The organism is Rhodospirillales bacterium, assembly GCA_028824295.1.
In the GTDB taxonomy this organism is placed as follows: Bacteria; Pseudomonadota; Alphaproteobacteria; order TMED109; family TMED109; genus VXPW01.
The window spans coordinates 192,997-215,208 of the sequence record JAPPED010000001.1; the positions used below are offsets into that span (position 1 = coordinate 192,997).

General features: G+C 63.6%; 20 protein-coding genes. 16 read left to right on the forward strand and 4 right to left on the reverse strand.

The annotated features are described in order from the left end of the window. The first annotated feature begins 3 nt into the window (after nt 1–3). From OXH60_00965 to ccmE, 11 genes are read left to right on the forward strand one after another with little or no spacing between them, the layout of a single operon-like run. The gene (locus OXH60_00965) at nt 4–1,836 is read left to right on the forward strand and encodes an extracellular solute-binding protein (GenBank protein ID MDE0710689.1); all 1,833 of its coding nucleotides are present in this window, start codon (nt 4–6) and stop codon (nt 1,834–1,836) included. Between the two features lie 6 nt (nt 1,837–1,842). After that, complete coding sequence (locus tag OXH60_00970; protein ID MDE0710690.1) at nt 1,843–2,940, forward strand: microcin C ABC transporter permease YejB; 1,098 nt, start codon at nt 1,843–1,845, stop codon at nt 2,938–2,940. Then, nucleotides 2,933–3,991 carry an ABC transporter permease gene (locus OXH60_00975; protein ID MDE0710691.1) on the forward strand — a complete coding sequence of 353 codons (1,059 nt, stop codon included), beginning with the start codon at nt 2,933–2,935 and terminating at the stop codon, nt 3,989–3,991. Before OXH60_00970 ends, OXH60_00975 begins: the two co-directional genes overlap by 8 nt. Before the next feature lie 19 nt (nt 3,992–4,010). Further along, on the forward strand, nt 4,011–5,624 hold the full coding sequence (locus tag OXH60_00980) for an ABC transporter ATP-binding protein (protein ID MDE0710692.1): 1,614 nt from the start codon (nt 4,011–4,013) through the stop codon (nt 5,622–5,624). Continuing rightward, nucleotides 5,621–6,568, forward strand: coding sequence for a glyoxylate/hydroxypyruvate reductase A (locus OXH60_00985; protein ID MDE0710693.1), 948 nt, complete (start codon nt 5,621–5,623; stop codon nt 6,566–6,568). The genes OXH60_00980 and OXH60_00985 overlap by 4 nt, the downstream gene beginning before the upstream one ends. 17 nt (nt 6,569–6,585) lie before the next feature. Next, nucleotides 6,586–7,836: an AMP-binding protein gene (locus OXH60_00990; GenBank protein ID MDE0710694.1), complete on the forward strand. Its 1,251-nt coding sequence runs from the start codon at nt 6,586–6,588 to the stop codon at nt 7,834–7,836. Then, complete coding sequence (ccmA, locus tag OXH60_00995) at nt 7,829–8,446, forward strand: heme ABC exporter ATP-binding protein CcmA (GenBank protein MDE0710695.1); 618 nt, start codon at nt 7,829–7,831, stop codon at nt 8,444–8,446. Before OXH60_00990 ends, ccmA begins: the two co-directional genes overlap by 8 nt. Further along, on the forward strand, nt 8,443–9,108 hold the full coding sequence (gene ccmB / locus OXH60_01000) for a heme exporter protein CcmB (protein MDE0710696.1): 666 nt from the start codon (nt 8,443–8,445) through the stop codon (nt 9,106–9,108). The genes ccmA and ccmB overlap by 4 nt, the downstream gene beginning before the upstream one ends. A 40-nt stretch (nt 9,109–9,148) precedes the next feature. Next, a complete protein-coding gene (locus tag OXH60_01005) occupies nt 9,149–9,898 on the forward strand; it encodes a heme ABC transporter permease (protein MDE0710697.1) in 750 nt (249 codons plus the stop codon). Further along, a complete protein-coding gene (ccmD, locus tag OXH60_01010) occupies nt 9,891–10,070 on the forward strand; it encodes a heme exporter protein CcmD (protein ID MDE0710698.1) in 180 nt (59 codons plus the stop codon). Before OXH60_01005 ends, ccmD begins: the two co-directional genes overlap by 8 nt. Beyond that, nucleotides 10,067–10,522: a cytochrome c maturation protein CcmE gene (ccmE, locus tag OXH60_01015; protein MDE0710699.1), complete on the forward strand. Its 456-nt coding sequence runs from the start codon at nt 10,067–10,069 to the stop codon at nt 10,520–10,522. Before ccmD ends, ccmE begins: the two co-directional genes overlap by 4 nt. Before the next feature lie 545 nt (nt 10,523–11,067). On the opposite strand, the gene OXH60_01020 is transcribed toward ccmE, so the two are convergent. The 4 genes from OXH60_01020 to OXH60_01035 all read right to left on the reverse strand — a co-directional run bounded on the left by OXH60_01020 (nt 11,068) and on the right by OXH60_01035 (nt 15,081). Beyond that, the gene (locus OXH60_01020) at nt 11,068–11,982 is read right to left on the reverse strand and encodes an ornithine cyclodeaminase family protein (protein MDE0710700.1); all 915 of its coding nucleotides are present in this window, start codon (nt 11,980–11,982) and stop codon (nt 11,068–11,070) included. Nucleotides 11,983–12,129: 147 nt separating this feature from the next. Continuing rightward, nucleotides 12,130–12,585, reverse strand: a complete 456-nt coding sequence (locus tag OXH60_01025; GenBank protein MDE0710701.1) for a glyoxalase/bleomycin resistance/dioxygenase family protein — start codon at nt 12,583–12,585, stop codon at nt 12,130–12,132. Nucleotides 12,586–12,980: 395 nt separating this feature from the next. Beyond that, nucleotides 12,981–13,865 (reverse strand): hypothetical protein, encoded by an 885-nt coding sequence (locus OXH60_01030; protein MDE0710702.1) that lies wholly within the window; start codon nt 13,863–13,865, stop codon nt 12,981–12,983. A gap of 196 nt (nt 13,866–14,061) precedes the next feature. Then, nucleotides 14,062–15,081 (reverse strand): class I SAM-dependent methyltransferase, encoded by a 1,020-nt coding sequence (locus OXH60_01035; GenBank protein MDE0710703.1) that lies wholly within the window; start codon nt 15,079–15,081, stop codon nt 14,062–14,064. Nucleotides 15,082–15,572: 491 nt separating this feature from the next. Here OXH60_01035 and OXH60_01040 point away from each other — a divergent pair, with 491 nt between their 5' ends. The 5 genes from OXH60_01040 to OXH60_01060 all read left to right on the forward strand — a co-directional run bounded on the left by OXH60_01040 (nt 15,573) and on the right by OXH60_01060 (nt 22,118). Next, nucleotides 15,573–16,442: a TauD/TfdA family dioxygenase gene (locus OXH60_01040; GenBank protein ID MDE0710704.1), complete on the forward strand. Its 870-nt coding sequence runs from the start codon at nt 15,573–15,575 to the stop codon at nt 16,440–16,442. A gap of 210 nt (nt 16,443–16,652) precedes the next feature. After that, nucleotides 16,653–18,590, forward strand: coding sequence for a DNA topoisomerase IV subunit B (locus OXH60_01045; GenBank protein ID MDE0710705.1), 1,938 nt, complete (start codon nt 16,653–16,655; stop codon nt 18,588–18,590). After that, nucleotides 18,587–20,182 carry a DEAD/DEAH box helicase gene (locus OXH60_01050; protein ID MDE0710706.1) on the forward strand — a complete coding sequence of 532 codons (1,596 nt, stop codon included), beginning with the start codon at nt 18,587–18,589 and terminating at the stop codon, nt 20,180–20,182. The genes OXH60_01045 and OXH60_01050 overlap by 4 nt, the downstream gene beginning before the upstream one ends. Nucleotides 20,183–20,188: 6 nt before the next feature. Then, complete coding sequence (locus tag OXH60_01055) at nt 20,189–21,523, forward strand: dihydroorotase (GenBank protein ID MDE0710707.1); 1,335 nt, start codon at nt 20,189–20,191, stop codon at nt 21,521–21,523. Further along, nucleotides 21,516–22,118: a hypothetical protein gene (locus OXH60_01060; GenBank protein MDE0710708.1), complete on the forward strand. Its 603-nt coding sequence runs from the start codon at nt 21,516–21,518 to the stop codon at nt 22,116–22,118. The genes OXH60_01055 and OXH60_01060 overlap by 8 nt, the downstream gene beginning before the upstream one ends. The last annotated feature ends 94 nt before the right edge of the window (nt 22,119–22,212 follow it).

A 22,212-nucleotide genomic window follows, 5' to 3' on the forward strand; every position in this document is an offset into this window, starting at 1 on the left:
TCCATGCGCTCCACCCTGCCCCGCCTGTGCCTCGGCGCACTGACCTGCCTGCTTCTCGGGTCGTTCGCCGCCCGGGCCGACGACACCGTCACCACGCACGCGCTGTCCCTCTTCGGTGAACCCAAGTACGACGCCGCATTCACGCATTTCGAGTACGCCAACCCGGACGCCCCCAAGGGCGGAACCGTCCGACTGTCAGCAGATCGGACATTCGACACGCTCAATCCCTTCACCCTAAAGGGAATCACCGGCGCCGGCGCCGCGCTGATCTACGACAGCCTTACCTACGGAACCGAGGATGAGCCTTTCACCCAGTACGGCTTGCTGGCCGAAGCCATCACGGTCGGACCTGACAACGGCTGGGTCGAGTACACGCTGCGGGAAAAGGCCCGCTGGCACGACGGCGTGCCGATCACGCCGGCCGACGTGGTGTGGACGTTCAACACCCTGATGACCGACGGACATCCGTTCTACGCCAAGTACTACGAGGACGTGACCAACGTCGAAGCCACCGGCCCGCGAAAGGTAAGGTTCACGTTTTCTCCCGGGGTCAACCGGGAACTCGCCCTGATCGTCGGCGAATTTGATGTCCTCCCGAGACACTACTGGGAGGAACGCGACTTCGCCGCGACCACGCTCGACCCCCCGCTGGGCAGCGGGCCGTACCGGTTTGCCGCGGTCGATCCGGGGCGGTCGATCGAGTACGAGCGCGTACCGGATTATTGGGGGAAGGAATTGCCGGTGAACGTGGGCCGCCACAATTTCGATCGCATCCGGTACGACTACTATCGCGACGCCAACGTCATGATCGAGGCCCTGAAAGCGGGCGAGTACGATTTCCGGGCCGAGAACATCGCCAAGGAATGGGCGACCGCCTACGACACCGACGCGGTCAGGGAAGGCCTGCTGATCCGGCGTACCGTCGACCACGAGCTGCCGACCGGCATGCAGGGCTACGTGTTCAACGTTCGGCGAAAAGTGTTTCAGAATCCGGTGATTCGACGGGCCCTCGCCTTCGCTTTCGATTTCGAGTGGACGAACCAGACGCTCTTCTACGGACAGTACGACAGGACGGAAAGCTACTTCTCGAATTCCGAACTGGCGTCACGCGGCATGCCCTCCCCGGCCGAGACCGCCCTCCTCGAACCCCATCGCGCCGCGCTCCCGGCCGAGGTGTTCGGGCCTGCCTACCGCGCACCCTCGACGGACGGATCGGGCAACAACCGTGCGAACCTCCGAATCGCGCAGCAATTGCTGCGCGAAGCCGGATACCGGGTGGAAGGACAGACCCTCGTGGATCCCGACGGCGAGTCTGTCGAGTTCGAGATTCTCCTGGGCTCGCCGGCGTTCGAACGCATCACCTCGCCGTTCGTCAACAACCTCGAGCGCCTGGGCATCCGCGCTTCCATCCGAATCGTCGACCGGGCCCAGTACGAGAACCGGCTGCGGGAATTCGACTACGACATGATGGTGATGGCGAGGGGCCAGTCGTTCTCGCCCGGCAATGAGCAGCGGGACTTCTGGACGTCGGCCGCGGCCGACACGTCCGGGAGCGGCAACTACCCGGGCATCGCCGATCCGATCGTCGACCAGCTCGTGGAGGCCATCATCCGGGCGCCGGACCGTGACGCCCAGATTGCGGCGACCCGGGCCATGGACCGTGTCCTCCTGCACAACCACTACGTGGTCCCCCACTGGCACATCTCGAAATTCCGACTGGTGTACTGGGACCGCTTCGGGATCCCCGAAATCACGCCCCGCTACGGCCTGGGTTTTCCCTCCACCTGGTGGTACGACCCCGGCCGCGCGTCACGAGACGGCATGCCCGCTGACTAGCCGCCGATGATCACCTACCTCATTCGGCGTTTGGTGCTCATGGTCCCAACGCTGTTCGGGATTATGGTGGTCAACTTCGTGATCATTCAGTTCGCGCCGGGCGGCCCGGTCGAGAGCATGATCGCCCAGATTCAGGGCATCGGTGGGGACGCCACGGAACGGTTTGCCGGGGGCGGCCGTGAACAGCTGGATCCGACGGCGGCCAGCCGCGACACGGCGACCCCCTACCGCGGCGCGCAGGGACTCGACCCGGAACTGATCGCGCGAATCGAGCGCATGTACGGCTTTGACAAGCCGGCCCATGTGCGGTTCTTCGACATGATGGGCCGGTATCTCGTCTTCGACTTCGGCGAGAGCTTCTTCAGCGACCGCAGGGTTGTCGACCTGGTGCTCGACAAGCTGCCCGTATCGATTTCACTAGGTCTCTGGACCACGCTCCTTGTCTACCTCATCTCCATCCCGCTCGGCGTGGCCAAGGCAGTCCGCGACGGTTCCCCGTTCGATGTGTGGACCAGCGGGGTCGTGGTGGTCGGCAACGCGATTCCCGGTTTCCTGTTTGCCATTCTGCTGATCATCCTGTTCGCCGGCGGCCGGTACTTCGACTGGTTCCCGCTCCAGGGAATCACCTCTCCCGACTGGCGGGAACTGGGATGGGGGGCGCGGATCGCCGACTACCTGTGGCACATGGTCCTACCGGTTCTGTCGATGGTCATCGGCGGTTTCGCCGGCCTGGTCATGCTCACCAAGAATTCCTTCCTCGACCAGATCAACCAGCAGTACGTTCTTACCGCCCGCGCCAAGGGGCTCCACCAGCGACGCGTGCTCTACGGCCACGTCTTCCGGAACGCGATGCTGATTGTGATCGCCGGCTTTCCCGCCGCCTTCATCGGGATCCTGTTTACCGGAGCGCTGCTGACCGAGGTGATCTTCTCGCTGGATGGCCTTGGCCTGCTGGGATTCGAGGCGGCGATCAACCGCGACTACCCGGTGATGTTCGCCACCCTGTACTTCTTCACGCTGCTCGGCCTCATCATGAATATCATCGGCGACTTCACGATGACGGTGGTCGATCCGCGGATCGACTTCGAGCACCGCAATGTCTGAAACGGCCGTCATCGGTTCGGCGCCCGGTTCCGGGCGCGGGCTGGCCGGCCGCCGCTGGGCCAACTTCCGGCGGAATCGCCGCGGCTACGTCTCCATATGGATCATGGCCGTGCTGCTGCTGGCCACCCTCCCGGCCGAATTCATCGCCAACGACCGACCCCTGCTGGTGCACTTCCAGGACAACTACTACGTCCCGGTCCTGAAAGACTATCCGGAGACCGCGTTCGGCGGCGATTTCGCAACCACGGCGGACTACCGCGACCCGTACGTGCGCGATCTCATCCGCGCGGACGGCTGGACGATCTGGCCTCTCATCCCGTTCAGCTATCGGACCGTTGCTCTCGATCTCGGGCAGCCCGCCCCCTCGCCGCCATCGCCGGACAACTGGCTCGGCACCGACGATCAGGCCCGTGACGTCCTCGCACGCCTGATCTACGGCCTTCGCATTTCGATTCTGTTCGGCGTTGTCCTTACGGCGTTGTCCTCTTCCATCGGGATCGCCGCCGGTCTGGTGCAGGGGTATTTCGGCGGCCTGACCGACCTGCTTGGCCAGCGACTGATCGAGATCTGGAGCGGCCTCCCGGTGCTGTACCTCCTGATCATCCTGGCCAGCATCGTCACGCCCACCTTCTGGCTGCTCCTCTTCCTGCTGCTCCTTTTCAGCTGGATGGGATTGGTCGGCGTTGTCCGCGCGGAGGTCCTGCGCGCCCGCAACTTCGAGTACGTGAAGGCGGCAAGGGCACTCGGAATGAGCAATGCCCGCATCATGACTCGGCACGTACTGCCTAACGCGATGGTCTCCACGCTGACATTCCTGCCGTTCACGCTGGCGGGTTCTGTGACCATCCTGACGTCGCTGGACTTCCTCGGGTTCGGTCTGCCGCCGGGGTCGCCGTCGATCGGCGAACTCCTGAATCAGGGCAAGAACAATCTCCAGGCGCCATGGCTCGGTTTCACTGGATTTCTCGCGCTGGCGGTGCTCCTGTCGCTGCTGGTCTTCATCGGCGAGGCGGTCCGGGATGCCTTCGACCCGAGGAAGGTATTCCGGTGATGCCGGGAACGGCAGGCTGATGCTCCGTATCCAGGATCTTGCCGTCCGGTTCACGACCGAAGACGGACCGGTGGACGCGGTCCACGACGTGAGCCTGTCTCTGGCCCCGGGCGAAACGCTGGCGCTCGTCGGCGAATCCGGTTCCGGGAAGTCCGTCACGGCCCTGTCGGTGCTCGGGCTCCTGCCGTACCCGCGCGCCAGCCATCCGCGCGGATCGATCCGCCTGGAGGATGCGGAACTGCTGGGCGCTCCGGAAGAAACGCTGCGCCGCATCCGCGGCAACGACATCTCGATGATCTTCCAGGAACCGATGACCTCGCTCAATCCGCTCCACACGATCGTGCGGCAGGTGTCGGAACCTCTCATGCTGCACCAGCGGCTGTCGCGCGAAGCCGCCCGGGAGCAGGCTCGGAGGCTCCTCGAGCGAGTGGGCCTCGGGCAGGCCGACGCCCGACTGGACGCCTACCCGCACCAGCTTTCCGGTGGACAGCGCCAGCGCGTCATGATCGCGTGCGCCCTGGCCAACCGGCCGAAATTCCTGATCGCCGACGAACCGACGAGCGCCCTCGACGTGACGGTGCAGGAAGAGATTCTCGCTCTCATCGCGGAACTGCAGCGCGAGACCGGCATGGGCCTCCTGCTGATCACCCATGATCTCACGATCGTCCGCTCCGTCGCCCGCCGAACCGCCGTGATGCAGGCCGGGCGCATCGTTGAAACAGGGATAACCGACGATATCTTCCACCGGCCGCAGCACGCCTACACGCAAAGCCTGCTTGCCAACCAACCGGGTGTCCGGCCCACGCCGTCGGCGGATGGCGCCACTTCGGAGCCGCTGCTGGAAGTGCGCGAACTGCGGGTCCACTACCCCATCCGCAAGGGCATCCTGCGCCGCACCGTCGGGCACGTGAAAGCCGTCGACGGGATCGACCTGTCGCTGACGCCGGGCCGCACCCTGGGGGTGGTCGGTGAATCCGGTTGCGGCAAGACAACGCTCGGCCAGGCAGTCCTCCGACTGATTTCCAGCGAAGGCTCGATCCGATTCGATGGGAAGGCAATCGATGACCTTGGATGGGCTGAGCTACGGCCCCTTCGCTCGCGCATGCAGTTCGTGTTCCAGGACCCGTACGGCTCCCTCTCACCGCGCCTCTCCGTGTTCGGCATCGTGGCCGAGGGATTGTTCCTCAACCGAATCGTGGAGACGGCCGACGAGGCACGCCAACGGGTCGTCTCGGCGTTGGGCGAAGTCGGCCTGCCTGCCGACGTGATGGACCGGTATCCGCACGAATTCTCCGGCGGGCAACGCCAGCGCATCTCGATCGCGCGGGCGCTCGCCCTCACGCCACGGGTGCTGGTGCTGGACGAGCCCACCTCGGCGCTCGATCTTTCGGTTCAGGCCCAGATCGTAAGCCTCCTCAACGCGCTCCAAGCACGCCATCGCCTCGCGTATCTCTTCATCAGTCACGACCTGCGGGTGGTGCGCGCGATGGCGGACGAACTCCTCGTCATGCGCGCGGGAGTCGCGATTGAGCGGGGGCCTGCCGAACACGTGTTTCGCCATCCCGCCACGCAGTACACGCGACAGCTGCTGCGGGCGGCCCAGCTCGCGCCCGCCGAGGAAACCGCCACATGACCGAGCCGATCCGCGTCGCCTATTTCAGTATCGACGACCCGGTAGAACCCTGGCGGGACCTCTGCCGCACCCTCACCCCGCCCGTCCAGCTGCAGGCGTGGCCGGATGAGATCGTCGATCCTGCCGGCATCGAGGCCGCATTTGTGTGGCACGCGCCGGCCGGCATGTGGGCGGACCTGCCAAACCTTCGGTTTGTCCAAACGATTGGCACCGGGGTAGATCACCTGCTCGCGCATCCCCCGCCCCCCTCGGTCCTGCTGGCCCGCACCGTCGATCCGACGCTGACGGAACAAATGGTCGAGTACGCCCTGCTCGCCGTGCTTGCCTGCCACCGCAGCTTGCCCATCCACCTGCACCACCAGAGACAACGCGTCTGGGGTATTCCGCCCTACGCCGATACGACGACAACACCGGTGGGTGTCATGGGAACCGGTGAGATCGGCAGTGCCATCCTCAGACGGTTGACATCGCTGCAGTTCCCGCTCCGAGCCTGGTCACGCACCGGCCGGCTGGACATCGAGGGCGTGACCGCATTTGCCGGTCTCGACGGGCTCGCACCGTTTCTGGCGGACACCCGCATTCTGTTGTCGACCCTGCCGGCGACCGAAGAAACACGCGGATTGCTCAACGCTGACCGCTTGCGTCAACTTCCTGCAGGCGCTCACGTCATCAATCTCGGCCGCGGCAGCGCCGTGGTGGAACGTGATCTCCAAGCCTGCCTTGCTTCCGGACACCTGGGCTCCTGCTTTCTGGACGTGTTCGAGGAAGAACCCCTGCCCTCCGACAGCCCGCTCTGGCGGCATCCCGGCGTCATCGTCACGCCGCACGCGGCAGGGGTGAACTTCGCGACCCCCTACGCCGCCCGGCTGCTGGCCGATAATCTCCAGCGGGTCCGGGACGGACAGCCACCGTTGCACGGCATTTCGCCGGAGCGCGGCTACTAACCTCGGAAAGACGCAGCATGACGCCATCCACGACAAGCGACCCGTACTACGACAACCTTGAGACGCGTCCTCCCGACGTCCGTGAACGTGCGCAGTTTCAGGCCCTGCAGGCAGTCCTCCACAAGGCCATTGCCAGCGCCCCGGCTTGGTCCGAGCGTCTGGCGGGCATCGACCCTGACGGCGTGAACGATCGCGAGGCGCTCGCGTCCCTGCCCGTGCTGCGCAAGTCCGACCTGCCCCCGCTGCAGGAAGCGGCGGCGCCGTTCGGCGGCCTCGCCACCCGAGCGGCCGGCACCTTTCGACACGTCTTCGCCTCGCCCGGGCCGATCTACGAGCCCGGCCATACGGGGGATTTCTGGCGGATGGCCCGCGTAATGCACGCTGCCGGTTTCCGGCCGGGAGATCTCGTCTACAACACGTTCTCGTACCATTTCACGCCGGCTGGCTTCATGATGGAGCAAGGCGCGCACGCCATCGGCTGCGCCGTGTTCCCCGCGGGCATCGGCAACACCGACCTGCAGGTCGAGACCATCGCGTCGCTCCGGCCGAACCGGTACGCGGGAACACCGTCCTTCCTCGGCATTCTGCTGAAGGAGGGCGACAGCCGCGGCCTCGATCTCTCGTCGATCGAAAGTGGGATCGTTGGCGGCGAGGCGCTGACGGCCAGTCTTCGGGAACAATTCGATGCACGCGGTATCCGCGTGCTCCAGGGCTACGGCACCGCCGACGTCGGTCAGATCGCGTACGAAACGACACCCGGCGCCGGATTGGTGCTCGACGAAGACGTGATCGTTGAACTTGTCGAGCCCGGCGGCACCGAGCCGGTTCCCCACGGAGAAATCGGAGAGGTGGTAGTCACCTTGCTCAACCCCGACTACCCGATGATTCGTTTCGGGACGGGCGATCTCTCGAAGTTTCTCGACAGCCCCAGCCCGTGCGGCCGCACCGCGCCCCGCATTGCTGGCTGGCTGGGGCGCGCCGACCAGACGACCAAGGTCCGGGGCATGTTCGTGCATCCGGGGCAGGTGCAGGAAATCGCCAGGCGCCATCCCGAAGTCGGGCGCCTGCGTCTGATGATCGGCCGGGAGGACGATCGGGATACCGCTGTCCTTCAGGTTTCGCCACGCGCCGGGCAGTCGGCCCCGACGGACCAGATTTCGGAAACCGCGCGGGCCGTGCTTCGCGTCCGGGCCGACGTCAAGGTCGTGCCTGAGGACACCCTGCCGGACGATGGTCGACACATCGAAGACATCCGCGCGCATGACTGACCCAGCCGGGGTGTCACTCGACGCCCTAGCGGTCAGCGACCTGTCCTGCGTACGTGGCGAAAGAGAACTCTTCTCCGGCGTGTCGTTCGTGGTTCCAAGCGGGTGCGTCCTGCTCGTGACGGGCCCGAACGGCTCCGGCAAATCTTCGCTGCTCCGCATTCTGGCAGGCCTGCTGGACGCCGCGGACGGGAGTTACCGGCCGCCGGAACGCGGTGCCTTTACGCGTTCCGTGGGGTACCTGGGCCACGCCAACTCGGTGAAGATTCGGCTGACGGTGCGGGAGAATCTGTGGTTCTGGGCGCGACTGGCGCGCGCAGAGCCGACGGTAGAGCCGATTCTGCAGCGCGTCGGCCTCGGCCGTTTCATGGACATGCCGGCAGGCTGGCTCTCCGCCGGACAGCTGCGCCGTCTTGCCCTGTCACAGCTCATGATCGCGGACTCGCGTCTTTGGCTCCTTGACGAACCGGCCGCCAACCTGGACTCGGGTGGCGAAGCCGTGCTTCAGAAGGAACTCGCGCGCCACCGTTCCGCGGGCGGATGCGCCGTTGTGACATCTCCGACCGACATTGAGATGACGGACGTCCAACGATTTGAACTGGCCGGCCCATGACGTTCGTTCGTGCCGTCGTGGAACGAGACCTGAGGCTCTACATGCGCGGAGTCGTCGACCTCATCGGGGTATGGATGTTCTTTGGAATCGCCATCGCCATGCTGCCGCTCAGCATTGGCCCCGACCCTGACATTCTGAGCCGCATTGCCCCCGGCGCTGCCTGGGCCATCGCGCTGCTCGCTTCCATGTTGTCGCTGGAGCGCGTCTTTGCGCCGGATCAACTGGACGGCTCGCTGGACCTCCTGCTGCTACATGCCCCCAGCCCCCATGTATTGGTGCTCGCCAAAAGCTTCGCCCACTGGCTGGTCACCGGCCTGCCCTTCGTGGTCCTGGCGCCAGTGGCGGCCATCGCTCTCGGGATGGAAATGCGTGGCGTCCTGCCACTTGCCGGTGCCCTTCTAATCGGGACCCCGGCATTGTCGCTTATCGGAACATTGGGGGCAGCGCTGACCGCGCCGCTACGGCGTGGTGGAATCCTTGCTGCGCTGATCGTTCTGCCCCAAACCATTCCCGTGCTAATTTTCGGAACCGCTGCCGTGAGTGAAACCCTCATGGGACGTGACTCCGGGGCGTACTTCTCCGTGCTGGGAGCCTTTACGCTTGCCGCGCTGGCTCTTGCGCCGTATGCAGGCAACGCCGCCCTGCGGGCAGTACGCAACTAGAGCCCTCCCGCCGCCGCATGCCGTTATCTGGACCGACTTGATGGCCAAGGCCTTGCACCGATTGGCCAACCCGGCCCGCTTCCTCAGGATTGCCTCCCCGCTCCTGCCCTGGATCGCTGCCGGGGCGGCGGTATGCACGGCTGCCGGGCTCTGGTTTGGATTGGTCGATTCCCCGCCCGACTATCAACAGGGCGATGCCGCGCGGATCATGTACGTGCATGTGCCCGCCGCCTGGAACGCGCTCGCCGGATATACCGGGCTGGCCATTGCCAGCGCCGTTGCCCTGATCTGGCGGCACCCCCTTGCCCTGGTGGCGGCTCGCTGCATCGCACCGATCGGTGCCTGCTTCACGGTGATCGCCATCGCCACGGGTTCCATATGGGGCCATCCCATGTGGGGTACCTGGTGGGTTTGGGATGCGCGGTTGACCTCGGTTGTCGTTTTGTTGTTCCTGTACTTGGGCTATATCGCGCTGCTTCATGCGTTCGACGAACAGGAAACCGGGGAACGGGCGGCCACGGTGCTCGCGCTGATCGGTGCCGTTAACTTGCCGGTCATCAAGTTCTCCGTGGATTGGTGGAACACCCTTCATCAACCGGCCAGCATCCTGCGTTTCGGCGGACCTTCGATTGACCCGGCGATGCTGCTGCCGCTGATGCTGATGGCCGGAGGATTCACGCTGCTGTTCGCTTACCTGGTCATCATTCGGATGCAGACCGAGCTCGCCCGACGTCGTGTGATGGCGCTACGGCGGGCTGCGCTGGCCGTGTCCCAGCCTGGCGATGCCTGAGTTGAGCGCGTTCCTGGCGATGGGCGGCTACGGCGCCTACGTCTGGTCCGCGTACACGATTACCGGTCTGATCCTGGCACTCCTGGTTGCGGCGAGCCTGCGGGCGCGTCGATCGATGCGGGCGAGCCTCGACGAGGCCGAGCAGGCCTCGCCCCGGAGGCGCACGCGTTGACCCGCAAGCATCAGCGTCTCCTCGGCCTCCTCTCGGCTGGCGTGGTCCTGGGAGTCGCGGCAACCCTCGTATTCCAGGCGCTCGATGACACGCTCGTCTTCTTCTACAGCCCGACCCAGGCCGCCGAACGCCAGTTCCGTCCCGGAGAGGCCATCCGGCTCGGCGGCCTGGTCAAGGCCGAGAGCGTGCAGCATTCGGACGATAGCCTGAAGGTCTGGTTCGTAGTGACCGACGGCGCCAACGACGTCACGGTCGCGTACGACGGGATCCTGCCGGACCTGTTCCGTGACGAGCAGGGCGTCGTCGCCGAGGGCAGCTTTCTGCCGGACGGCACCTTTGCCGCGACCGAAGTGCTTGCCCGGCATGACGAAAACTACATGCCCAAGGAAGTCGCCGAGGCACTCCGGGAGCAGGGGATGTTCGTGGGCGAAGACGGCGAGAAGAGCTACTGAGCATCCGTCACGCGTCGGACCCGCGCCCCAACGTTCCTGCCGTCGCCGCGGTGTGCGTGTCAGCGGATCCATCCCTCTCCGCGACAGCCGAGTTTTGACAGCTGGCAGAAGCTCCGCAGAAGCGGTAGGCAACTAGCGGACAGGCCTGTGTTGCGGCTGACCACAGTTGCGGTCATGGATCGTTCCGTCATTCCGATATCGTCATCAGACGTAGGTGCGGCGAAGTCTCGTACGACAGCGCTCGTTTGACCGCACCTGATGAGCCGACAAAGCAGAGTCTGAGCCATCAAGGCCGGATTGCGGCCGGCATGGCCGGGTCCCCGCCACAGAATCACGCGACCAATCGCTGCGATCATTCCGTGCAGTCGAGTCCCCATGCATCTTCCACGGCCCGCGTGTGGCCGTTTCGGGCTGAACGACGGAGGATGCCGGACACTCGCGCCAGTTCCCGTCGTTGGAGGCGTGGGAGAACGCCTTTCCGGAAGCGAGGTCTTGAGAAGGGCCTGCGACCAGCGAGCCCCCACAACCGAAGAAACAGACCGCTTCTATCGCATCAGGTCGTATGCAAGCTTGGCGGCAGCAGCGTCCATGACCGCCACTCCGACCGAATCGTAGATGACGGTAGCGCCTGACGGCACCTGCTGCACGCCGAGATACACCTCTCCGACCTCGGCAAAGATCTCGCAGCCGGACCCTCGAACGTTGCCGGACTGATCCAACGCAGCTTCACGCGATTCCACAACAACGGTGTGCCGCATGGCCGCGTCGTCGAGTTCACGGCCGTCGCGGGTATTCCACCCGACAGCGGCTACGAAAGCGCCTGACTTCAGCCAGTCTCCCATCAAGATGGGCTCCTTGGCCGACGTGGTACAGGCCACGATGTCGGCTCCCCGCACCGCACGCTCAGCATCGTCCACGAAAACGGCCCCAACGGCGTTTGCGGCAGCCCGTCCGGAAGTTTCATTCCGCGCCCAGAGCCGAAGCTCTCCACAGGGGCGGACGTGGGTCAGCGCCCGGGCATGGGCACGGGCCTGAACGCCGCTCCCCATGATCGTCACCACTGCAGACGTCGGAACCGACAACGCACGGGCTGCTGCGGCTGATGCTGCTGCAGTCCGCATCTCGGTAATCAGCCGTCCATCAAGTGCCGCAACGGGTGCTCCGTTGTCCCCGTCGAACAGGAGGATGACCGCCTGATGGGTCGGAAATTCCGTGCCGGCATTGGCGTGGTAAAACGTCACGACCTTTACCGCGATCACACTCCCGGCGGCGGGCATTGTGCCGAGAAAGGCATCGTGTCCCGGAACCGGCACCATTTGGCGGAGCGGCTGCGCCACCTGCCCAGACGACAGCGCGCACATCGCCTTCTCGATCTCATCGATAAGGGGCTTCCATTCCAGCACGCGCGCGACCGCGGACTCATTGAAGAACGGTAATTCCTCCAGACCTCGATGGGTCATTTCGTTTTCCTTCGCGGTCGGCCATCGCTAGCGTGAGGGTGCACGGCGGGGCTATCCGAACGGCCCGGCAGGCCCATTTGCCTGAGATACGGCGCGCCGCTTATCGGAGCCCCTAACGCTGCCGCCAACGGCACATCGCGTGGCAACCTATTCCGCTTCGACAGAGGGTGTCACGTCGCAGCAACCGTCTTTCGTGTCATTCGAAGGAGCATGGAGCGGATTGGTATCGGCACCGTACCAAGCAATGTCGTCGTGCGTATGGAACACTTCCCACCGCACTCCCACGGGGTCCAACGACCAAGTCTTGTCTGACTTGTTGTAACAGCATTCTGCCGACGATTGCTCGATCAGCGGCGCCTCTGCCCGGGCCAATTGCTTCGTCACCCCTTCCAGTTCCGCTTCGTCACCGACCTGAATTCCGAGGTGGTCTACGCCTTCCTTGCATCCTCGCGAATCCAGGACGAAGTTCACGCGCGGGTCTTCGAGCATCCACTTCGCGTAACCGGGCTTCCTGACAGTCGGTTCCGCATCAAACAACTTCGTGTAGAACTCGACCGAATGCTCGAGGTTCGTAACCCCGACGGATACGTGAAGGCGTTTCATGGCTTAACCTTTCCAGTTCACGGACTCGCAAAGATTGCCCTTGTTGCTGAGCAACATCATGTGGTGCCCACAGCCGTTGCTGTCAATCGCCAAACTTGCGGTCGCCCCAAGCCCCTACCTGATCATGACTTAGCGGGATAGCGCCGCAGCGGTAGGTGGCCGACGGGGATAGACGACCATGCCCCGCGGATCATCATACCTGCGACTCCGGGCTACAAGCGCTCTGGCAATGGCCACAAACAAGCGTCAGGAGACGACCGCTCGACTCGTGGACGCCATTAACGGGAATAACGCGGTGCTCCCAGGAGTGCAGAGATGCTTGCCGGGAGTTTCCATCCTGATATGTCGAAAACCAACCGCCATTCATCGACCGCCAGGAAGAAATGACGCGTGGGTCACAGAGGGACTTTGAAACCGATTGAAATCGCCCAATAGCGCGGACCCGGCACAGATACGCCATAGGAGACAGGCGCGCCGCCCGGCTCGACCGTGGATTCGTGCCCGCGCAATGGTTGCCAAGCGTGGCCATCATCGAGGAAATCGTCCAGCGCCCGCCCGTAACGCAGTTTCCCGGTCACAATCCGGCCACTCTCCAGATCGTAATCCACCCCCAGGATCAACTGATATCCCACTAGCCAGTCCGACACGCTAGCGGCAGCACGGGACTCCTTGTTCGCTGCTTCGGGATGTCGAGGCGGATCCAGCGCCAGCAGGGCAGCTACACCGCGCCGAATCGAGATGGCCGAATAGTGGATCTCTACTCTCGACGTCCCCACTCCAACGCCAACAAACGGCCTCAACGCCATCTCGCCAAGACTTGAAAAATCGTAGTAAAGGTTGGCGAAGAGGCTATGGGTGTGGAACTCTCCTATTTCCTCTTCACGAACGGAGAACTCTTTCTGCTTGGGATCACCGGGAACCACCAAGTCTACCTTGTCCCCATCGCGACGATGATGGACGTACTCGACCTCGAAGCGGTATGGCCCGGAACTGGAATACCCGACCTGGATGCCAGCCAGTAGACCGCCACTCAGTTCGAATTCGTTCGCGTTTGACGGCAGTTCTCTCGGCTGACATTGATCGGCAGGTAACGGCAGCCGCAATCCATCGATGACCACGGGTTCGAACCATTGGTCGCAATTTGTCGGAATGCCATGATGGGTTCGTGTGGACCGTAGCGTGGTTGCCGCAGAGATACCGATGTCAATGCCAGCGTAAGACCCCGGGCGCCGATCATCACCCACCGCCGAAGGCACCATGGCAAAGGCTGACAACAGCACACCCAGTCCGAAAGGGAATATCGCAAGACCACCGTGTCGCAAAGCTCTGCATTGCCAAGGAGCCCTTCTGCCGATCGAAGTTCCTGCGATTTCCGTGACGGGCAAGATCACCAAGTCCTGCCTCCCTTCTCTTGTTGGCATCACTATACCGGCCGTATCGTCCCACTGATTACCCTTGGACCGTCCCGGTCGACCGCTACTTCGGCCGGCGGGCGTGGATCAGCCGGGTCATTCCCGGAACCATCTCCTCGTCATGGGGCATAGTGAATCCGATTTCGGCCATCCGACCCTTCAGCCAGCCAGGCGTGACCGAGCGCGCATCCGGCGTAAAGGCCATGTGCTGCAATTGCCATAGCGCCGCCATCGGCGGGCCGGTGCGATCATCCTCCACCATGAAGTCGTGGACGATGAAATGGCCGCCCGGAGCAAGGCAGTCGTAGGCCTGCTGCACCAGCCGGGGCAGTTCGCTCCCGGGGACGCCGCTGAACAGGTACGACATCAGGATGGCGTCCTGCTCCGTCGGCCACTCGGTCTTCAGCGCATTGGCGGGGATGTAGCGCACCCGGTCCACCATCCCGGCCTCGGAAATGAATCGCCAGCCGATCTCGGCGACATTCGGGAAGTCGATGATGGTCGAGACCAGATCGGGAAAAGTCTCCAGCAGTTGGATGGTCATGCTGCCCGTGCCACCACCGACATCCAGCAGATTGTGGCAGTCCGTAAGGTCAATCAGCCGGGCCAGCGTGCGGCCGGGCCCGAGTGAGCCGGCATGCTGCGCCTCACTGTAGAGGGTGGCCTGTTCCGGGTCCGACATCCAGTGCTGGTAGCTGTCCACCGCCTCTGGGTCGAGCGACCCATCGAGCACTTCGTTCAATTGCGTGAGAAACGGATACATCTGCCTGTCGATCTGGTAGCGCAGGTAATCGCCGAAATCGTGCCGAGCCCCACGCACTAGGAAGTCCGTCGCGCCCGGCGCGTTGAAATAGCTGTCGGCCTCGCGGTCCACGAGGCCGATCGCGGTCAGGGCCGTCATTAGCGTCGTGATCCGGTTCATTGGGACGCTTGTCCTCTTGGCGAGTGCCCGCGCCGTCTTCGGGCCGTCGGCGAGCTGGCTGAAGACATCGACATGCAGGGCCGCAAAGAGCGCCTTGGAAGCCATGAAGCCAAAAGCCAGCCGCGATACATCCTCGGCCGTTTCGGCCAATCGTTCCGCCATCAGAAAGAACCCCGCAAAGCCAGATAACTGCTAAGCTCAATAACTTGGCACGGGACAGGCCGGTTTTCAATCGCGGAAAATTTTTGATTTGGATTACACGGCCGATCTTCTCTTCATTTACACATTTATCTTTTGAGCGCCGCAGTTGCAAATCTCATATCGCCGCTATTGTTAAAGTAAGCGATCGTCATTCCAACACGTCGTATTCTAGGCGGCTTACGCAGTGGCAGCATGTATGCTCGAAATAAAGGTAAACAACCGTTCTATGACCGAATGCGGTTGTCCGGTAAAGACTGAGGAAATGCAGTGAACGCCGCTAAGTTGTTTCGTGGAAACACACGGGAGCCATCATCGGTTGTTTGCGGTCGACCTTTCCGGCTCGATCGCAGTCGCATCGAATCATTTCATTAAGGATTCTGGTATATCTATAGTCACGAAACACGTTTGCAGCGGCAAATTCACCGCCTTCCCGCGCTGCATCAAGAGGAATTATGAGCAACATCAGCGTGGAATCACTGCACCCTGAATTCGGTGCGCAGATTTCTGGAATGGACATGCATGTTCCATTGTCCAGAGACCGCATTGACGAAGTTCATGGCCTCGTTGACCGCTATTCGTTCCTTTGTTTTCCGGATCAGTCATTTGACGATGCCCGCCAGCTCGCGCTGACTTGCAGCCTGGGAGAGCCGGAAGAAAATCACGTCATATTTGGCCAGCAGGGAGTAATCAACTTCTTCGGGACGATCGGCAACGTCCAGGAAGACGGAAGTCAACTAGGTAACCGCCACAAGCGAGTTGTATTTTCCACCGGCAACAACATGTGGCACACGGATTCCTCGTTTCGCCGAGTTCCTTCCTACGTCTCCATCATGTGCGTGTACGAGGTCCCCGAGCAGGGAGGCCAGACCCAATTCGTAAGTTCCCGGGCTGCCTACGAACGACTTCCGGACGCTCTCAAGAGCGAGATCGACCCGCTCATCGTCATTCACGATTATGTGTTCTCCCGAAGCAAGGTCAGCCCAGACGCGGTGACTCCGTCCCACGCGAAATCCTTGCCACCAGTCAGGCAGAAGCTGGTGCGGACCAATCCGCGAACCGGCGCCAAGAACTACTACGTCGGCTCCCACGCCAAGGTCGTCGAAGGCTGGGGCCAGCAGGGCAGCCGTCGCTTGCTGGATGACCTGCTGGACCGTGCAGTCGGACAGGAACACGTGTACACCCACGATTGGCGACCCGGCCAGCTGGTTATCTGGGACAATCGAACGCTGCTGCACCGCGGAACCGGATACGACGCCGACCGCTATCGCCGGTACATGCGTCAAACGCGCGTGCGCGGCGTCTCGACGCTGGAAGAAGCATGAGCACCACTGCGGATCTACCCGTGACACCAGCGGGCGTTTCCGGCTAGTGAGACGCTTGAGTGCCGACTCTCGTTACACCTCAGCACCTTCGGCAGGCCTGACCCGCCGCGGATACGCAAGGCCGGTCCAGTTCACTCCCGGAAGACGCACGGACGCGCCAGCAGAGACGCTTTGCTCCGCCCACACGACGATGCAGCGGAACCCCGCTCAGTGAAGAATTCCGGCTACACCGCCTCCAACATCGAGATACTCAAGGGATTGGAGGCTGTCCGGAAGAATCCGGGGATGTACGTCGGCGGCACCGGCGAGACCGCCATGCATCATCTCGCCGCCGAGATCCTCGACAATGCAATCGACGAAGCGTTGGCAGGCCACGCAAGCCAGATCAGTGTTGCGCTTGAGACCGGCAACATCCTGACAATCAGCGACGACGGGCGGGGCATTCCGGTGGAACCCCACCCGGAAATGCCGGAGATGTCCGGGGTTGAAGTTGCAAGCACGCTCCTGCACGCCGGCGGCAAATTCGGTGAAACGGCGTACCGGACGTCCGGGGGCCTGCACGGGGTGGGACTCTCGGTTGTCAACGCCCTGTCCTCGGAACTGACCGTTGAGGTCGCCCGTGATAACGCTCGCTGGAGTCAGTCCTACCGCCGCGGGATTCCCATGGGGCCGCTGGAGCCAGTGGGGAAAGCGGGCCGCCGCACGGGCACCAAGGTCCGTTTCACTCCGGACGGGGAGATCTTTGAAGAAGGAACGGCGTTACGGCCCTCCCTGCTCTTCGCCATGGCCCGCGACAAGGCGAGACTGGTATCGACGATCACAATCATGTGGCGATGCGACCCGATTCTGATCGACACAGAAACTGACGTTCCGACGTCCACGATGCTCCACTTTCCTGGCGGGTTGCGCGACTTCGTCGAGGAGAGCATCCGGGACGTGCCGACCATCACCGTTGAATCCTTTGCCGGCAGCACGGAACTGCCGGGGGGCGGGCGCATCGAGTGGGCGGCCGTCTGGCCGGAGCACGGTGACGGGGCTTTGCAGAGCTGGTGCAACACGATTCCGACCCCCCTGGGCGGCACCCACGAAGCGGGGCTGCGCGCGGCGCTCACGCGCGGCGCGCGCTCTTACGGGGATCTGGTCAAGCACAAACGTGCCGGCGACATCACGGCTGAGGATGTCTGCGGTGCCGCCCGAATGGCTCTTTCCGTGTTCGTCAGTGCGCCCCAGTTTCAGGGGCAGACCAAGGAGAAACTGACCACCACTTCGACACGCCAGCACGTCGAAAGCGCCGTCAGGAATGCCTTCGAGCACTGGCTCGCGAATGACCCGAAGACCTCGAACGCGCTCCTGGAGCACTGTGTCCAGCGGCTGGAAGAGCGGTTGCGACGAAAGCTGGACAAGCAAACCCCGCGCGCGACCCCGGCACGACGCCTGCGTCTCCCCGGGAAGTTGGCCGATTGCACTCGCACGTCCGCCGAAGGCACCGAGATCTTCATCGTGGAGGGTGATTCGGCCGGCGGTTCCGCCAAGCAGGCGCGCTCGCGGGAGACGCAGGCGGTACTGGCGTTGCGAGGGAAGATCCTCAATGTCGCGAGCGCCAGCGCGGACAAACTCCGCAACAACCAGGAACTCAACAATCTCGTCCAGGCCCTGGGATGCGGAACAGGCGACACCTGCGAACTTGGACAACTCCGCTACGACCGCGTTATCATCATGACCGATGCGGACGTGGACGGCGCTCATATCGCGTCTCTTCTTCTCACGTTCTTTTTCTCCGAGATGCGCCCGCTTGTGGAAGACGGTCGCCTGTATCTGGCCCAGCCGCCGCTTTACCGAATCGCGCAGGCAGGCAATACGCGGTATGCACGTGACGATGACCACCGAGATGAATTGCTCAGGGATATTTTTGATGGGTCGAAGAAAGTCGACATCAGCAGATTCAAGGGCCTTGGTGAAATGCCCGCGGCCCAGTTGCGCAGCACCACCATGGATCCGGAAATGCGCACGCTGATACGAGTAGATCTTCCCAGGGACCAGCACGAAACCGCTGGCGTCCTGGTCAAAGAAGTCATGGGACGAAACCCGGAAAAGCGACTCGCCTTTATCCGCGCCCGGGCTCCGGAAGCCGTGGGCCTCGACCTTTGAGTAACCGTCCGAGCACGATCACCTCGTTCGGTCAATTCCGGCTATCGGAGCCGGTCCAGCGGGCGATTCGGGATGCCCGGTTTACGACGCCGACGCCGGTCCAGCAGGCGGCTATCCCGTTGGCAATCGAACGACGCGACATCCTGGCTACCGCGCAGACGGGGACGGGAAAAACTGCCGCGTTCACGCTCCCGATGATCGACCGGCTTGCCGGAGGGCGGGCCCGGGCGCGGATGCCCCGCGCGTTGATTCTCGAGCCCGTCAGAGAGCTTGCGCTCCAGGTTCAGGAACAGGTGAACCTGTTTTCCGCGCATGTGAATCTGTCGTCCGAGCTCTTCATCGGCGGCGTCAACATCGGCCCCCAGATCCGTCGGGCGGCGCAACCGGTCGACGTCATGATCGCCACACCGGGTCGCCTGCTCGACTTGTTCGACCGTGGCGCATTGCTGCTGATCGGCGTGGAGATCCTGGTAATCGACGAGGCGGATCGCATGCTCGACATGGGGTTCATTCCCGACATCGAGAGCATCGTCGCCAAGCTGCCGGTACGTCGGCAGACCATGATGCTGTCTGCGACCATGCCGCCGGAGATCGGACGGATCGCCAAGCGTTTCCTGCAGCGGCCGGCGCGGGTTTCCGTGGCCCCCCCGGCCGCGACCACGGAGTTGGTGGAGCAGTCCGTCATTCATTGCCGCGCCGGCGACAAGGACCGAATCCTGCGAACGTTATTGGGCAATCCAACCATCGAGTCGGCGCTCGTGTTCTGCAACCGCAAACGGACAGTCGACGAGTTGGTACGGACGCTGCGACGTGACCGGGTCCAGGTCGAACCCCTGCACGGAGACATGGCCCAGCCGGTCCGCCTTAAGACCATGGAGGCGTTTCGGGGCGGCGAGATCCGCGTTCTGGTCGCCACCGACGTGGCGGGACGCGGACTGGACGTGCGCGGGATCAGCCACGTGCTCAACTACGATGTGCCGACGCAGCCGGAGGACTACGTGCACCATATCGGTCGCACCGGGCGTGCCGGCACTCCTGGAACGTCCATCACCCTTGCAGCGTCCGCGGAACGCGAGCACCTCGAGGCCATCGAGAAGCTGATCAACCTGAAGATTCGTGTGCAACGGCCCGACGAGGGTGCCGCACCCGCCGTTTCGTCGCCTGCCGAGCACAAACCCGAGGCTAAACCCGACACGGCCAGGCGTACCAAGAGGAACACCTCACCGGATCACGCGCCTGGCTCAGACGGCTCCAGCCATCCACTTGCGCACATCCTCGCTCCCGCCGCCCCTCGCCACAGGACGCCGCCGGTCCGGCAGCACCGCAACGGCATCGCGGCGGCTCCGAAGCGCACACCCTCCTGGAGCGAAACCGTCGGGAAGGCACGGCGCCGGCATCAGGACGCCGACACGGAACCGGCCAAGCGAGGCCCGTCGAGGAAGAGCTATCGCCGGAGCCAATCCACACCGAACCCGAACGCGGGTACCGACAACCGCCCCGCCGCCGCACGAACTTCCCGGGGGTCGAAGTTCTTCAGGGACTCAGAGCACGTGCCGGCGTTCCTTCGATCCACCACGGCCCCGACCGACTAGCCGGGCATGCCGCGCGCTCCCGAGATGGTCCTGACCGGGGGGACGGTCGTCACCCGGGACGGCATCCACCGCGCTGACATCGCCATTCGCGACGGGACGATCGCCGGCATCGGACGAGAGGCTCGCGGCGGACAGAAGCTCGACATCACCGGCCTCACGGTGCTGCCGGGCGTCATCGATAGCCAAGTCCACTTCCGGGAGCCCGGGCACGAACAGAAGGAAAATCTCGAATCCGGCACCCGGGCAGCCCTGCTTGGTGGCGTCTGCAGCGTATTCGAGATGCCGAACACCGCGCCGCCGACGACCACCGCGGAAGCGCTCGACGACAAATTCCGGCGCGCTCGCGGACGGGCATGGGTCGATCATGCCTTTTTCATCGGAGCCAGTCCCGACAACATCGAGGAGCTTGCCGAACTCGAACGCCTGCCCGGGTGTACCGGCGTAAAGATCTTCATGGGCAGCTCGACCGGAACCCTGCTGGTGCCGGATGACAAGTCACTTGCCCGCGTCCTGGCATCGGGAACACGCCGATGTGCCATCCACGCCGAAGATGAAGATCGCCTGAATGAGCGCAAGGCGCTCATCACGGACGGTGCAAGCGTCGAGATACATCCGGAAGTCCGGGATCCGGTCTCCGCACTCAGGGCGACCCGCCGAATTCTGGAATTGGCGCGGGCCGCAGGCAGGCCCGTCCACGTCCTGCATATCTCGACAGCGGACGAACTCCCGCTGCTGGCCGCAGCCAAGGACATTGCGACGGCAGAAACCACGCCCAACCACCTGACCCTGACGGCTCCGCAGTGCTACCGGGAACTCGGCGCCCTGGCCCAGATGAATCCACCCGTCCGGGATCAGGCCCATCAAGATGCATTGTGGGAGCAAGGGATTCGCGGCGGCGTCATTGATGTGATCGGCTCCGACCACGCCCCGCACACGCTCGAGGAAAAGGCTCTGCCCTACCCCCAAAGCCCTTCCGGCATGCCGGGAACCCAGACGCTGCTGCCGGTCATGCTGGACCACGTGCATCGCGGGCGGCTGACCCTCGAGCGACTCGCCGAACTGGCTTCCTGGATGCCGGCCCGCATCTACGGGGCAAGCAGGAAAGGCGCGCTGGCCGTCGGCTACGACGCTGACCTCACCATCGTCGACCTCAACGCCACACGCACGATCCGTAACGACTGGATCGCCTCGCCGGCGGGCTGGACCCCGTTCGACGGAAAGACCGTCCACGGCTGGCCGATCATGACGATGATCCGGGGCCGCGTGGCGATGCGGGAGGATGAAGTGCTGGGATCGCCCATGGGCCAACCGGTGACCTTCGAGACCGACACGGATGACTAGCTTCCGCTGGTTTCTCGCGACCGCCGCGGTCGCGCTGATCCCGATTGGCGGCGCCGCCGACATGTCGAACCTTCCGAGCGACCTGGCCCAGCGATCGCTCATCCTGGACATGGACTCCGGAGAACTCGGCCTTTACCGAATCGAGCCTCGCAACCCGGGGCCGTTTCACGCGTTCACCCGCCTCGATGTGGCGATGCTCGAGAACTCGGTCTCTGATCCGCACCAATGGGTACTTGACCGCGTCTCCGCAGAGACCGGGGCGTTCGCCGAAGCAGCGCTTCTCCTGTTCGACCCCGACAACCCGTATGCGGGCGCCCGGATCAATGACATCGACCCCTCTCCCGAATCCGTGCACGCGACGCTGGAACTGGTTGCCGAGCGCCCCCAACACTTTTGCGAAGGCCCCACCGAGTCGTACAATGATTCAGGATTAACGATTGAGGTTGACTGCGCATTTTGGCTGGGCGGAACGAGCAGCCATCTGCTCGTGCGGCTGCAGCAAGCCGGTTCGACCTGGTACGTGGTCGTGGCCCGGGCACAAAATCCCCGTCGCTACCGCCAGCTCTTCGCGATCGCGGACTCGCTTCACTTCTAGGAGACCCTTGATCAATGACCGCCACCGCTACCGCCGCTTCGGTGACCGTTCCGTCCGCTCCCAAGCCCGCGTTCGATTGGGCTGATCCCCTGCT

Coding starts and splice junctions, on each gene's coding strand:
- OXH60_00965 (MDE0710689.1), top strand. CDS start 4: ATGCGCTCCACCCTGCCCCGCCTGTGCCTCGGCGCACTGACCTGCCTG.
- OXH60_00970 (MDE0710690.1), top strand. CDS start 1,843: ATGATCACCTACCTCATTCGGCGTTTGGTGCTCATGGTCCCAACGCTG.
- OXH60_00975 (MDE0710691.1), top strand. CDS start 2,933: ATGTCTGAAACGGCCGTCATCGGTTCGGCGCCCGGTTCCGGGCGCGGG.
- OXH60_00980 (MDE0710692.1), top strand. CDS start 4,011: ATGCTCCGTATCCAGGATCTTGCCGTCCGGTTCACGACCGAAGACGGA.
- OXH60_00985 (MDE0710693.1), top strand. CDS start 5,621: ATGACCGAGCCGATCCGCGTCGCCTATTTCAGTATCGACGACCCGGTA.
- OXH60_00990 (MDE0710694.1), top strand. CDS start 6,586: ATGACGCCATCCACGACAAGCGACCCGTACTACGACAACCTTGAGACG.
- ccmA (MDE0710695.1), top strand. CDS start 7,829: ATGACTGACCCAGCCGGGGTGTCACTCGACGCCCTAGCGGTCAGCGAC.
- ccmB (MDE0710696.1), top strand. CDS start 8,443: ATGACGTTCGTTCGTGCCGTCGTGGAACGAGACCTGAGGCTCTACATG.
- OXH60_01005 (MDE0710697.1), top strand. CDS start 9,149: ATGGCCAAGGCCTTGCACCGATTGGCCAACCCGGCCCGCTTCCTCAGG.
- ccmD (MDE0710698.1), top strand. CDS start 9,891: ATGCCTGAGTTGAGCGCGTTCCTGGCGATGGGCGGCTACGGCGCCTAC.
- OXH60_01020 (MDE0710700.1), bottom strand. CDS start 11,982: ATGACCCATCGAGGTCTGGAGGAATTACCGTTCTTCAATGAGTCCGCG.
- OXH60_01025 (MDE0710701.1), bottom strand. CDS start 12,585: ATGAAACGCCTTCACGTATCCGTCGGGGTTACGAACCTCGAGCATTCG.
- OXH60_01035 (MDE0710703.1), bottom strand. CDS start 15,081: ATGGCGGAACGATTGGCCGAAACGGCCGAGGATGTATCGCGGCTGGCT.
- OXH60_01040 (MDE0710704.1), top strand. CDS start 15,573: ATGAGCAACATCAGCGTGGAATCACTGCACCCTGAATTCGGTGCGCAG.
- OXH60_01055 (MDE0710707.1), top strand. CDS start 20,189: ATGCCGCGCGCTCCCGAGATGGTCCTGACCGGGGGGACGGTCGTCACC.
- OXH60_01060 (MDE0710708.1), top strand. CDS start 21,516: ATGACTAGCTTCCGCTGGTTTCTCGCGACCGCCGCGGTCGCGCTGATC.